General features: G+C 54.2%; 6 protein-coding genes. 2 read left to right on the forward strand and 4 right to left on the reverse strand.

All coding sequences use genetic code 11. The features are described from left to right. The first annotated feature begins 98 nt into the window (after window positions 1-98). The gene (locus tag V6N02_RS09655) at window positions 99-3,065 is read left to right on the forward strand and encodes a hypothetical protein (protein ID WP_371225371.1); all 2,967 of its coding nucleotides are present in this window, start codon (window positions 99-101) and stop codon (window positions 3,063-3,065) included. Further along, window positions 3,062-6,016 carry an SNF2-related protein gene (locus tag V6N02_RS09660; RefSeq protein WP_371225372.1) on the forward strand — a complete coding sequence of 985 codons (2,955 nt, stop codon included), beginning with the start codon at window positions 3,062-3,064 and terminating at the stop codon, window positions 6,014-6,016. The genes V6N02_RS09655 and V6N02_RS09660 overlap by 4 nt, the downstream gene beginning before the upstream one ends. A gap of 85 nt (window positions 6,017-6,101) precedes the next feature. On the opposite strand, the gene V6N02_RS09665 is transcribed toward V6N02_RS09660, so the two are convergent. From V6N02_RS09665 to V6N02_RS09680, 4 genes are read right to left on the reverse strand one after another with little or no spacing between them, the layout of a single operon-like run. Next, complete coding sequence (locus V6N02_RS09665; RefSeq protein WP_371225373.1) at window positions 6,102-10,877, reverse strand: DEAD/DEAH box helicase; 4,776 nt, start codon at window positions 10,875-10,877, stop codon at window positions 6,102-6,104. Beyond that, the gene (locus tag V6N02_RS09670) at window positions 10,862-11,875 is read right to left on the reverse strand and encodes a hypothetical protein (RefSeq protein ID WP_371225374.1); all 1,014 of its coding nucleotides are present in this window, start codon (window positions 11,873-11,875) and stop codon (window positions 10,862-10,864) included. Before V6N02_RS09670 ends, V6N02_RS09665 begins: the two co-directional genes overlap by 16 nt. Next, on the reverse strand, window positions 11,872-13,320 hold the full coding sequence (locus V6N02_RS09675) for a hypothetical protein (RefSeq protein WP_371225375.1): 1,449 nt from the start codon (window positions 13,318-13,320) through the stop codon (window positions 11,872-11,874). The genes V6N02_RS09670 and V6N02_RS09675 overlap by 4 nt, the downstream gene beginning before the upstream one ends. A gap of 6 nt (window positions 13,321-13,326) precedes the next feature. Next, a complete protein-coding gene (locus V6N02_RS09680) occupies window positions 13,327-14,322 on the reverse strand; it encodes a hypothetical protein (RefSeq protein WP_371225376.1) in 996 nt (331 codons plus the stop codon). Between the last annotated feature and the right edge of the window lie 73 nt (window positions 14,323-14,395).

Here is a 14,395-nt window from a genome sequence, read left to right on the forward strand (position 1 = left end):
GACCTTCATAGGCTTAATAATGAACACTCTCGTCGAGGCGGTGCCATTTTTCAACCGCACAACGCGTAGTAGATCTTTATTTAGATATAGGAGAGCGAATGACGTGGTTCCGAAAGGCTCTGCAGGATCACCACGCTTCGCTTGCTGATCGTTTCTCTGATCTAGCCAGTGAACGCGGAGCCTTTCCGGTTTTTGCGATAGAACATGACCTCGACCAACGGGCTCTCTCGGAACTCAAGGCCGCTCTGGCTCTAGGAATTGAGCATGACCCTCAACTGAAGGGAGGCCAATGGGCGTGGGGCTACCTCCCGTTGCTAGTGGCGGCTGCCGAAACTGGCTATCGCTACCGTGGCACGGGAACGGACTTCTGGCCACTTCTGTCTCGGGAGCTGACGGTTGAGACCGATGGAGAATTCCGGGTTGCGATTACTCGGTTGTTTGAGCTCGGCGCCGAAAATTTTCAGCTGTTTCGCCCCGGGAACAGCCCTTGGGAACGGCATTTTCCACTAATAGCATGGCCAATTGGTAACGCTTTGGTGCCGCTGGAGATTCAGCCCCAGATTACAGACGCACTGCGGCGAGCTATACGTGCAGGAATTTCTTTCGAGGACACAGAGGGGATAATCGAGTATCTCAAAAAGCTGGCCGCAGGACACGCCAGCCGTCGCTTTGAGCATTGGATAAGGAATGCTGATGTCGCGCTTGAGGTTATGCGGCGTCTGCTCCTTCCCGATTCTGAGGGGTGGATGTCTGCTGGCATACTCCATCGGATTGATAAGGATGTCCGTAAGGACGCCCGATCGTTCCGCGCAATTTCCGAAGCTCGCCGCAATTCCACGCGAAGGATCGCACGGCCGAAAGAAATTCCACCGTCGCGGTTCGTGGTAAGCCTTTCTGATAGCTTGCCGACCGAACTGGCAATTCGCGGACCTGTTTTGAGCGCAAGTCTGCGAGAAGAAGTGATCGCCGGGTTGCGTATTCAAGGAGACAAGATAAGAGCAACGGGCTCGGAGCACAGTATTTCATTGCGCTCCTTCCTTGCCGGCGGCGAGATCGTGCTAGGCCCACTCGACATTTTGCCAGAGTCTCCTCTCTACCGAGGCGATACCTTCCTTCGCCCACAGAAGGAAACTGCAGACATTCTCTTGGAGAATTTACAGCCTGCAGAGGCTTCGTTCTTTCTGGTTGAGCCAGAGGGGCACACTGCTACCGCTGTAGTACCAGGAGACTCGCTTCCTGTAGGCGCGGCCGTCATACATTGGATTCGCTCCGACCAAACCGGTTCGCCCGAATTTCGTCGTCTCGAGACCGTTTCAGATGCCGAGTACCTGCGACGGCATGGTTTCACGTTGCTTTCAAAGCGGTCGGCTCTACGTGTTTTAGGTATTCCAATGCCTGGTGTTACTCCAAGCTATTCTGCGCAGTTTCCAATCCTTGTTTCAGCCCGAAATCATGGTCTTACTCCCATTCTCGATGGCGAGAAACACCCTGCGAATTGGCTCGAGCTGCGCGGTAACAAATGGGCTGCTTTTCAGCCTTCTCCCGGAGAGCATATGCTCTCATCGCCCGAACTCGACGATGGTGACTCAATCCTTATCGAGGTCGCGGAGCCTCCTGATATTGAACCGGCCTCCATCAGTATTCAGCCTGATAAGGCAACGTTACGTGATCTTGAGCTAGGCAGACTAGAGATAAAAATCTCTTCGCCGGTTGCATTGGAGCAAGTACCTGTTTGCCTTCGCATTTCGTCGGGCGACCAGCAGATCTCCATAGCCGAAGACACAATAGACCGACTACCTCACATCATTGCCGGAGGTTCGCCACTGCTGCGTCGCTTGCAAACGCAATTGCTCGAACATCAAGCGCCCTTAAGCAGCGTGCGCCTCGACGTGGTAGTCCAAGGTCTTCGCCCTGCCTCTACTCTGATTTCACCCAACCGTCTGGACCTTCACTATGATCGAGCTTCGGGACTCTGGTTGGATGAAAGCAGCGAAAACAGAACATTTTCGACTCTCACTGCAACCCCGAACTCTCCCTTGCCCCATGCCAACGCCGCTGACGACGGCGACCTGAAGTTACTCTTGCCTGCTTCCCCTCGGCACGAGACGCTAGGCTCAGGGATTGTTATTTCGGACGACCGCCGGCTCAGCTTTGCACAACTGGCCGGAGAAAAGGTCAATGTGCCGATTCTGTTGCGAGAGGCCGACTCCCGTGACGGCTACGTAGGGTTGACCGATGTTGCTCGGGCCACATTGGCCTGGCAACTGGCCGAAGCAGATGACCTGGTCAGTGATTGGCGCCGCTTCTCAGTTCTCGACCATCTCGAAGCGGCTGTGATCGGACTGCTTTGTGGTACCCGGTGGCAGAAAACAGAGGCGGGAATAGACCTTTCCATTCTGTCTCAACACGGTGCGCTATTTCGAAGTGCAGAGTCTTTGGGGCTCCTTACAGGCGAAGACCTGCCGCAGATTGAAATCATTTCCGACTGGATGTTTTTCAGAGACCGCCTGATAGACCGTTTTCGAGTAGTAGTAACTACAATAACGGAAACCGTGCATCACTGGGATGAGGAAATGGGCGGAGAACTGGATCTCGCCGTGATCGACGCCTACGACGATCTTCGACTTCATCTGGAGGAAAACGGCCGCGAAGCGTTCGAAGAAGTTGATATGGCGCGCCCCGCAGAGGACTGGTTAAGGGCATTGGAGCAGGCACAGGAAATGCCACTACTTCCAATGTTCAGGCGGCTCATCCTGCCGGACTCACGCTGGATATCCCTCACCAGTGCACCGTATGATGAGTTTACCGAGAACGATCTTGTCGACCTCCTTGACGAGTGCCACGTTGATGCATCCCGTCGGCCCGGTAAGCGATGGATTGGCAGGGCTGAACTGAGGACCTTAGTGCAATTTTGGCTGTCACCTGAAGCGACAATATATGAGGAAGACTGGCCACGGCTTCTGTCAAAAGCCTTGTCAGATGTGCGAACGGCCCGCGCCGTTCGCTATACGGCTCTTCGTTACAAGCTTGCACGCCTTGAAATGCCCGGCGGAGTGACGGTATGACAGATCAATACCTTCGTTTCATCAATGGAGTTCAGGCCCTGCGCCGCAGGACTTCGGCACTCAGTGTCGGCCTTTGCGGAGCTCTTGGTGTAGCCGCCGATCCTCTTCCTCACCAGCTTTCAACGGTGCGACGCGTCCTCGGTGATACGCACGTCCGTCACCTTTTGTCAGATGAAGTCGGTCTCGGTAAAACGGTCCAGGCATTAATGATTATCAATGCTTTGCGCTGGCAGCAGCCCTCGCATCGCACTATTGTTGTCGCGCCCGACAACCTCTTGTCGCAATGGCAGGAGGAATGCTGGGTGCGCGGGCACATTATGCCTGCCCTTGCTGGTGCCACCGATAACAGCTTCGACGAAACGGCAGCTGTTACCCTTGCGAGGCCTCGTGATCTGATGATCCGACAAGGAGAGGGCACACGCACCATCTCTGCAGACTCATCTCTGTTTGATCTGCTGGTATTAGATGAACCGCAGACCATGCCACGCGAAACGATCCAAATGTTGTCCCAGGCCTCTGACAACTTCAGGCAGGCACTCATACTCTCTGCTACTCCGCGCCTCGGAGATCCGGCATGGCGTGAATTGATCATGCGGATGATCGAACCGGAAGCCAGCCAGTTGGCGCGATTGGAAGGCCGTACACTCGTTGATGTTCTCGAGGAACGCGAGAATTCCGCGATCGAGCTCCTTGGAGAGAGCGCCGACACACAGCAATGGTCGCGAAGCTTCTTGCGAGCCGCTGCCGGCAGGAAAGTGATCCGCAACGGACGAAGCCAATGGAGCGAGTTCTTACCTAAGCGCAGAAACCATGAGGTACGCATCCAACCCATTGAGTCTGAACGGGCCCGGTATGAAATTGCCGACAGGCTGCTACAAGAAGCTGATCCGGAGCAAGGTCTTAAGGGGCCGCTGTGGACTGCTGCGCGCGCGCTGCAGAGAAGCGCAAGAGCTGCGCGAACCGTTCTGACGGACCTTTCAACGCAGGAAGGAAGTCTGGGCGAAAGGGCGGAACGAGCGCGAACAACCTCGCTCGAAGACCCTGGTGACAGCCGTCTCGACGCACTTCTCGACATTCTTGCAGATCAATGGAGTTTGGCAGCGGAAAGAGCTTTCATCGTTGTCTGTGGCGACAACCCTACAATCGATATGCTCCGCACTACACTACCTCGTTATTTTCCTGATCTAGCAGGAGCGATTTCGGTGATGCGGCGCCCTGCAACAAGTGAGCTCGACGGCGTCGCAAACCTTCGAGAGATTCAGGAAACTCTTGCCCCGCTACTCGCTGGAGAGAGCAGGCTGCTTCTTGTGGGTGACTGGGTGCAGGCCGGACTGAATTTACATCACGTTGCGCAGGGTATCATTTTCTTCTCGCTGCCTTGGGAAATCGACAGTATCGATCAGCTGATCGGCCGGATCGACCGCCTCGGCGGCTCGAAGTCCCGGCGCAGGGCGCAGAATACCGTTGATATATGGCGCATCCTTATCGAGGGTTCGCAGGAAGCCGCAATTGCGGATGTGGTTGCTTCGATGGGCATATTTGATGCACCGATGCCGCCACTTTCCGCTGACGAACTACAACACGTTCAAGCCCAGCTGGGCAAAGCAGCAAAGTCGCGAAAAGTTCGCGGATCAATAGCGCGGCTTGCTGGTGACGGAACCGGTTTGACGAGCCGACTAACTGCGCAAGATCCATACACGCCAGAGCGGGCGGTCACAGCGTTCTCTGAGTGGCAAGCGCAAACCAGCCCGGCGCCAGCTATGATGCAAGATATCGCGCGGTCACAGGACACGCCCGTCAGAAGAGAAGAACGCGCCTTAGGGGCATGGCTTCAAACCATTGGGAAATCTGACGACTTCAACGTGAGTTCGCGCCGTGACACGTTAGACGACTATCGCTTCAGGACGTTGTGGTACTATCGCGAAGCCGCCACCGGACGCGCAGGCGCCAGCCCTTTTCAGCTACCAGCGACCTCTCGCGACAATTGGATGTCCGATCATATTCCTTTCATATATCGCCGATCAGATATTGGAACTCCGCCACGAAAGGCTGTGTTCACGGATGAGGGCGAAGAAACTGCCAGGCCCTTGCGTTTTCTGGACCATGGAAGCGTCGTCCATGACACTTTGCTTAGAGGATATGCGAAAGCCGTCAGCAGTCAGTTCGGACCCGATAAACCGGTTGTGCAGACGAGCGTTATTCTTCCCGAAGGTCACCCAGCTCGGGGAATTGGTTCTCTTGCGTTCCTAACGGTTGCGACCCTGGACCCTTTCCCAGATCAGCTGGTGCCGGGCCTTTGGTCTTCGGAAGCAAGGGCGCTTCTTGATCAAGCGACAACTGACGCACAAAGAAGCGCTCTACTTGAGGACCGGAAAGCCCTACAAGCACTTTTCCACGCTCTACAGCGTAGGGTGCGTCTTGAAATTCCGGGGAGATTGATCCGAGCGGGGGTTGTAAGAAATTCGGACGGATGGAAGCGCCTGAATGCCGAAGATGTTGACGAATGCCTCCAGCCCATTACTGCCTCTACCGACAAGGCGATGGCCCGTGGCCGAAGGCCTATGTCAAACTTCCTGAAGCCTGAAGTGGCTTCCGCACTTCGTTCAAAACAGTTGGAACTCGTACGATCTGCGGCTCATCAGTTTGCTCACGATAGCATTGCACAGCTCTTTCCGGTGCTTGAAGAGTTTGCCACACAGGTTTCCAGCCAAATCGAAGTTGAAATCCGGAACCGGGAACTCAGACTGAAGCGGCGTAGGAATTCGCAGCCAGAAGGCGTACCCATCGAACTCTGGCAAGGCCAGATCTCCGCGCTCGAACGCTCACTTGAAATGGCGCGGGTGAACGGCGCGGAGGCGATCAGATTGATCCAGGAATTTGGAGCGGGACGGCTGAAACTTCCGCCACCAGATCCTCTAAGCATCCTGGTTTCCCTCGTCAGCGATCAGTGATCAGTGATCACTGATCAGAATACAGTCGCGAAAACTCCCCCAGTCAGGTCGGGCGGCATTTAACATAATGGCGCTTACGCGTCGGTTAAGGTCCCCAAATCTTTCTTTTGAGGAGGCCCAGAAGACCTTTACCTTTGTCTACGGTAGGTTTGGCATGATCATCGGCGGATGAATTGCCTGACTGCAATTTAGCCTTTTGAATGTCGCTTTGGTCGACTTTTCTGCCTTTAGCCGCACGAGGAGCGGGTTTGGCCCGATTTGCGACTGTGGAAGCAGCGGCCTTTGACCGTGGCTTGCTACTGGCGCGCTTTCTTTTTGGCTTTCGCTCAGCGATGATTTCAACTTCCTGGCCAGAGGATACCTGCAATGTCAGACCACTGGCATATCCGCGAGCAATGGAAGCAAACATCTCCAGGGAATCGACCGAGGAACCCTCCAAACGCCATTGGCCATCTATGCCGGTGTTGAAGTTCCGTGTTTGAGATGCGGCGCTTGCACTCTTTATGTGAGCGCCCTTGGGACCAATAAACGCCCCAATTTGGTTGCTTGGAACGACCACAAGGCCTACCGCCTTTTCAACCAGCGGCTTCACTCTTCTGAGAACGGCATTTGCGGCTGCGGAGGTTTGCGCGATCACGTGTACAATCTCTTCTTCAACCCAAAGCCACTCGACCCCAGACATTGCTTGCAGAGTTTTTAGCGTCTGGCCACCTTTGCCAATGACGCGACCCGTAGTGCCGCCAGGAAGACGCAAAGCAAGGTACGCGGCCGCATCAACTGACGCGATCGCTTCCACGGCCATCAAGACTGTTTGTTCATCCTGAGCGCAGATTTCGACCTGGTTCGTCTCGATGAGCTTCAAGCGCACATTGAAGCGCTGCTCAAATTGCTTCCTGCGATGGAAGTTATCGAAAAGCTCTCTTGTAATCTCAGTGAGCGCTGAGGTTTGCTGATGTATCGGAGGAAGCGCCAAGACCGGATTGATGGTCTGTGAATACTCGAAAAGGCGGTACACTTGCGATGCCCATTTGTCGCCCATGTGAAGTCGAAGAAGTCGTCTCGCAAGACTCGGGTCAAGCGCCGTATTGGCAATCACTTTCTGGCCCTGAACCTTCAGCTTGCCACCGCTCTTGCTGACCACTTGGTCGAGGGCCTCCGACAACGGTTTCAATCCGTTCGAAGTGGATGGACTGTCCGCGAAACCAATGCGCAGCCGCTGACCGACATTAACTGGAACCCCTTTCTCCTCGCCGAGCCAACCGATCCAGATCGCCGTTCGCAGTGCAACATCTCCCGGTTCAATCCCGTCTTCTAGCTCAACCAAGACTTTGTCGTACTCGTTCGGTTCGCTGATGATCCTAGCTGAATGAAGGCGGTCGGCCTTTCCTTTCTCTGTCTTTTGGGGAACTCCTAACTTGTTTAGTTCTTCTCGCATCCAAGCCTTAAAACTCAGGCTTCTTTGACCAGGCTTTGGGACGACAACTAGCCCTTTAAAAACACCTCCGTTGACAATCCCGCGCGGATTGGCCTCCTCATAAGGATCAAGCGAAAACAATTTCCGTGCTGGAACGTCAATTCGTTCTGTAGATCCGACAACTCTGAAGCGAATGAAGGCATCGTAAGGGTCGCTCGTCACGTCAAGGACCTCGACATCAAGTTCGTCGAAAGGTCGAAGCCGCTTGTGCTGCGCTGGATCAACGCTCTGATTAATAGGATCAAATGGTTCGACCAGCACGACCGCCTTACCGCTATCGTATTCGCAACCGGTGACTACGTAAGCCCTGTTGGGTGCTAGCTCGGAATCATCGAACATCAAGCGCGCGAAAACTGGTGTGTCGGGTGCCTGCGGATTGCTGGGCTTGTTATATTCGACTACTGCGGAGCCTTCTTCGGCGCGGTCGTTGATTTCGAGCCAGCGAGGGTCCAAGGGATTCCGTGCTTCTTCTTCTTCGTCCGGCGTCGCCTCATCATTGCCTAAGAGGTCCCATTCTCGATCAAACCCGGATTCTACCTCATCATCATCGTTATCGAACAGACCGTCTGTTGGGCCAATAGGTGCGAGAAAGGCCTGTTGTTCTATATCGAACCCGAGAACCTTGCTTAAACCGTCGGTCTTCGCGGCCGTTTCAAGTCGCACGATGGAACCGATTGGCAAAGCTTCCCGAGCGTGTCGCAGAGTGTCAGTCTGCGTCATTGTTGCTTTAGGTTGCGCATCAGCCCAGCGGCTCAAGAGCAGCAATAGGTCGAAGTCATTTTCGACGCCGCCGCCCGACAGAACCTTTGTAAATTCCGGGTTCGCATCTACAAAATGACTTATGAATCTCCGCTCTTCATCTCCAGGCAGGGTCTTTTCGTATCTCTGAAACGCGATGACGCTCCGGCTACAGGTAACCAATCGATGGCTCTGCAATTCAGCGGGCGTTGGCACGCCCTCTTTTTCGAAAGTTCCGTCTTCCAGCTCGGTGAAGAGGTTGTCTTGGAAGGCATACACCAAGGCCGCTCTGGCACGTGGGAGCAAGGTCAGCAAAAAAGGTCGAGCGGCTTCGCTCTTCATGTGTGCTGACAAGTTGCCCACCACCGAAGTGACTTCATCAATAGCTGCCACAAGAGCTGGCTCATTCACCCACCACGTTCGACACCAGCGGGATTTGTCGGAGGCTGCCTGGTAGAGCGAAGCAAGGCGAACAATCAATTCAAGATCGTCTAAGCACCCTTCTGCGAGTGCCCTATGGCATGCCGTAGCACGCAGTCGCCACTCCGGAGGCCAGCCAAAATCCGTTCTCAAGATCGAGTGCGTTGTCTTCCCGTACAGTGTCCCCTGCACCAACACAGCGATAGCAAGAGCCACCTCATGAACGCATGCGAGGCGGTCTGCAACCGCGATAGCTAGCGCCTCCGAGGCTTCACCAGAGTATCGCTCGACCTCTCTGCCGATTTCGGTCAAGTCTCCGTCCGGATCAATTAGTCCACTCTGGCGCAAGACCCGGCTGGCTCGTGTCAATTCGGACTTGAATGTCTCTGCAGACTTTTTGCCATATTCATCCAATTGGAAGGCAGGATCCTCAAAACTCGCTGGCAAAATTGCTGTCTCAACGTTGAGGCCCGACGCGATGAGCTTTGTGCAAAAAGCTTCAAGGTTCTTTCGGGTCGACTCTGGTGGTGTATCTCGAGCAAGTGCCAGGAATTGGTCCTTGGTGTAGAGCGGGAAAACCCATCCTGGCGCATCCCGACCGACACGACCCCAACGTTGACGAAGGCCAGACTGACTATGAGGAATGACTGGCAGCGACCCACTGGCAAGTTCGGTGTTCCATTCAGACTGGCAGATCAGACCAGAATCCACGACGTACCGAACACCACTTACCGTGAGTGAAGTCTCTGCAAGATTAGACGATATGACGATCTTTCGTTTCTCTCCCCTTCGCCTGGCCGCTACGGCTTTTTTAGTCCTTTCGGCGTCTGTGGAAGATAGTAACGGATAAACGTCGAATTTGAGATCAAGTTCATCCAGTCCGCGTTTGATCAAGTCAATCGCTTCCTCGATCTTTCTGGTGGTGGGCAAAAACCCGAGAATGTCCCCCCAACTTGTCCCCTTAGCGATGGCAAGCACTTGGCGGGCTAATGCATTTGGCATCTCAGAACGCCATTGCTCGACAGGGATCTCATCTACGCATCGAAGTTTTTCGTAATTGCGAGATTCTGCAGCAAGGTCGTCCTCCGGGAATCCCTCGTGTTCCGGTCCAAGACCAGACCAACCTCCAAACTGGATTTGGTCGATCCCTCCGTTAAGGCTCAGACCATTTGCGATTATTCGCGAGTCGATATCGAGGTCGATAAATAATGGGACTCCGTAGCCGAAACTCTTTTTCTCCGGCACAAGATGATGGAATACTTTTTCCTCACCACCAAAATACGTGACGAAAAAGTCCTTATCGATCGTTGCTGACGTGATAATCACCCTTAAGTGTTCGTATTCTAAAACTTTTTCCCGAAGTTGGGCGAGAATGATGTCGATATTCTCACTACGCTCATGCGCTTCGTCCACAATCACCATGCCGATGCGCGCCAAGCTTCCATCTCGTACCCAGTTGATCATAGTACCGTCGGTCACATAGATCAGATCGCAAGCTCCATCCCATTTGCGATCGCCGCTGACTTGGTAACCAACTGGAAAACCTGGGCCAATATGAGACTGGGTTTTCCGGCTATCACGGCCGAAAGCCAAGTTCTCACCAACGAATGTAGCGACGCCTGTTGCCGCGGCCCTTCGAGGTTCAGTCACAACGATTGGACCGTTTCTTATTGGGTGAAACACCGCACCGTTTGGAGGGTTCATGAGCCGAAAAGGCATGAAGGTCGATTTGCCAGACCCGGTCCCCGCCTCGATCACTGCTACCTTCTTGTCTTTCAGCCCTTCTAAAATCTCAAGAATGTCCTGGTCGCTCATCCCGAAGCCGTAATCCTGAAGGTTGCTCTCGGCTTCTCTTTGTTTGTGGGCAGGCGGCAGAGCGCCAAGACCGCCCAAAGGTCCAGTGGGGTTCTCACGATTTCTAACCGTGCCAACAACTTCCAGATCAACATAAGGAACTGCCAAAGCTCTAATGGCTTGGCGATGAAGGCGACGATGACGCTCGCAGCGATCTGAGCGCGAATGCCCTAGATTAAACTCCTTTTCAGCCCAAGCACCCGAATACTCGAACCCTCGTCCTCCCCCGGGACCACGCCGGCCCTTCTGCCTGTTGGAAGCATTCAGCTTTCGACCGCTTAGCCGTAGCTCCGCAGCACAGTCTTTGCACTCGGCACTCCAATAGTGCGTCGTTGCCGCACCGCGCATTGGCTCATTGTCTATCTCGTCTGCCATGGAGCCCCTTCTTCAAATCCTTCACCAACAAAGAACTTGGGCACTACGCAGATCGAGCCGGGATACTCGACCAGTGCGTGTGTAACCGCACGGTAGAAGCCGACTACTGCAGGCTGAAGGCCAGTTTGGAACATCTCTATCACTACCGGCCCAGTTGCTCTGATTGTTTCGAGCTGTTGTTTTGAAATCGAGAACGCGTCGGCATCGGTAATTCCTGCCGCACGAGGCAGACTGATCCGCGAGTTTCTATACCATGCGCCATCGACCAACTCATCCATCTCAACATGACGAATTGATAAGAGAGTGAAACGAAGAACAGGCAGATTGGATGGCGTGTCATCCGACAGGTGAATTGCCCGAAACGGGAAATCCTCTGCACGCGAACCATCCCTATATTCGACAGGTACGTCCATCCTGGTTTCGCTTCCTGCCTTGGCGACATACTTCCTCAGAGTCGTTGTCAGGACGCGATTAGATACACCCGAGGGATTGATCGCTGTGTCCACGCGCCCATCAGCAAGCGCTGAACGTATCTGATGTTCGAAGCGCTCGGTTTCTGCTTCTCTCTTGTAGCGGTGAGATCCCTTCCAGGCTTCGGCCACCGGAGCAGGTCCAACTTCCTCCAAGGAATTAGCTGTCGGGCCCTGTTGATGTGGCAATGTCACCGAAACGACGCTCGATCCTGCGGACAGCCAATCAGCAACACTGGCAGGAATGTCTTCCCCCACTTCACCCAGCAACTCTGGCGTCATAAGCAATCGCGTGCGTGATTGGAGATCGTCGGCGAATGCCACAGATTGAGGATCAGCCACCGAGAGTTCGATCGCGCGTTTCTCAAGCTGAGCGGCAATTGCCTCGAAACGACCGATTTCTGCGTTGTTGCCCGGCGGAAGCTTGCTGGAACGGCGTAGCGCCGCCATTGCCTTGGCGGCCATAGCCTCGAACTCAGCAGTCACTTGGCTCGGCAATCGAACAAACGCTACTTTTTCAACCGTCATCTGCGGGAAATCCTCAATGTATCTAGTTTTCCACGTACCGACTGATCAATCACATCCAGAGTTTGCGGACACCTAAGGAACGGCACACCTGGGAAGCCACTCATATCTGCATCCGAAGGCACCAAGAGAAAAACCGCTGCCTCCGGCTGGTCTTCCTGCAAACGAGCGACAAGAGCCGCATCCGTTAAGAAGGGCATCCCGCGCGGCAGTACGACCAGGGCTTCCTTGCCGACTTTCAACCGGGCTCCCGTTCCCTTCCTGAGCCAAGGAACTTCGTTTCCTTTGAGTTGGGCAAATGCCACCGCGCCGACTTCGGATAGAACCACCCAATTGCTATCCAAACGCCAATCTTCAAGAACTTCGACCATAGGAGATTGGTTTGCCTTCAGAGCTCCGTTTTCGAGTCTGCTTTTAAGCATTCCCACCATGGCAGCTGCACGGCATGATTCCGATTCCGCGCAGCGAGCCATTCGATCCTCGGGGTCGCTGCCACCCTCAAGAATTCTTGGCGCGCGCGGCGTTGTTGCAAGGAGGTAGCTAAGCTCGATGTCACTCCAAAGCCCTGACATCAGGCAATAACATAGTCTTTCTGGTGTGATGACGCCGGTATCGAAAGCTTCAAACGCGCGAAGCCTCAGCTCCTCGGTCATCGGCGACACAGAGATGAAGAGCTCGCGCGCCTCTGCCGGTGATATTGCTCGAGGATCTTTGGCACCAATCTGAATGCCGCGAACACGTGCGAACCGGTGCAAAGCAGGTGGAATTGGACGCTCTCGGTTTGCTCGTCCGAAGCGGATTTCCATCGTACCACCGCTTTGGAACGCGTCGCATAGCAACAACGCTGCCATCGCTCGATCTGCTTCTCCTGTGGCTAGATGGGCGACTTCGCAGGTCACATACGCCTCGACGCGCAGCCCATCAAAGACCGCGTCGTAGTGAAGCGACGCCAATCCAATTATGACATTTTGACAAGCGAGCTGAACCGGACGCCTGACATCGACACGAGGACGTCGACCCTTAACAACGAAATTGTTGTAGTAGTTCGTAGCCGTCTTCTCGACTGATTTTCGTTCGGCTCTTCGAATTGAAAGCTCTTTCGACATCGAGCGAATGTAAGAGATTGCGTCGAGATCAAGGAGCTCGCCTTGTTTGACGTCATCTACCACGCCTAAGTGCCAGCGAACGACTTCGTGGGCTTGACCCTTATGGAATGATCCATCCGAGATGTCGTGATCGCATACAACGCAAGCAAACGAACCATCGCAAACTGGCATGATAGGGAGTAGATTTTCTGGAGGAGGATCAATCGCGTCCCATAGCGCACGAACTGCAAAGCGTAATCCGTTCGGCGCATCATCGCCTTTGTCCGGATCGAATAAGACGTCTTCTAGCACCCCACGATCCTGCGAGCGAATGGCTTGGTAAAGATCCGTAATTGCGACCATGGAAACTCAGGTCTCTTGATCTGCGTATGGATCATCGCTGATCGAGGTTACATGCTCATGGCAGGCGATGGGTGCATTCCCGTTCTTGACCAGATCATCGTTGATCTCATCGACGGCATCCTTGAATGATTCTGAAAAGCGACCGTTTGTTACAAAGTGATACTCATCGTATTGACCGTGGGAGATTGCTTCCGCTACGGCGGACAGCTGTTTGTTGAGGTCGCGAGAATTTCCTCTAGTCCCAGCTTCCTTGACGTGCTTGAAATCTATGCCGACCTCACGTCCGTTTTGGAAAACTTGCGCATCGGCTTCGACGGTCCGGCGATCTCGGTCTGCGGTCTTTCTGTCGTAAGCGTACCGATGATTCATGTACGCTTTTGGCCCGAATACCAACTTATCCTTATTGGGATTGATGCTTAGCTTCGGTGCATCATGTTTGGTGTTCGCAGGGTTGGATGCGCCTTTACACAATGCTGCTGTCCCCATGATTTCATAAGCAGCGCCGACCGCGTCGTTTCCTTTGGTACTCAGTCTCCGAGCAAAAGAGCCCCGCGGTTGTCCACGCGTGACCATCGCTGCGACCAAGCCGCCCGCAGAAGGGCACACCTTCAACATCTCGGCGGCGTCACGAGCCAATGTTGCCTTGTAATCGGAGGGGATTTTACCATTGGCCTCAATGACTCGAAAGACCTCTTGCTTGAATGCTTCATGTGCCCAATGGCCCGGCTTGGTGAGCACTTCGCTAGCACGCTGAGCGCTTCGATCGGGCGCCCCCTCACGGAATTTTTCAAGGACCTGCTTGCCGTCAGGAGCCTTTGTTCCCTTCGCCTTGTCTCCGCGCAGACCTTCCGCTTCTCTTCGCACAGCGCCCATTGCATCACCACGCAGCTGACTCAGACGACCTTCAACTCTACGAACTTGTGCTTCCGTCGCTCCCGCTGAGCGCAACCGGTCAAGCGCCCGTTCTGCGGCCTCAATGCTTTTGTCGAATTTGTCGCCCAAGTCACCTCGCCCTATCATACTTTCAATATGGTCTAAGAGTGCGTGCGATTGGTTCATCGCGAATTGGCTATTT

It is taken from the genome of Roseovarius conchicola (assembly GCF_041403425.1).
In the GTDB taxonomy this organism is placed as follows: Bacteria; Pseudomonadota; Alphaproteobacteria; order Rhodobacterales; family Rhodobacteraceae; genus Roseovarius; species Roseovarius conchicola.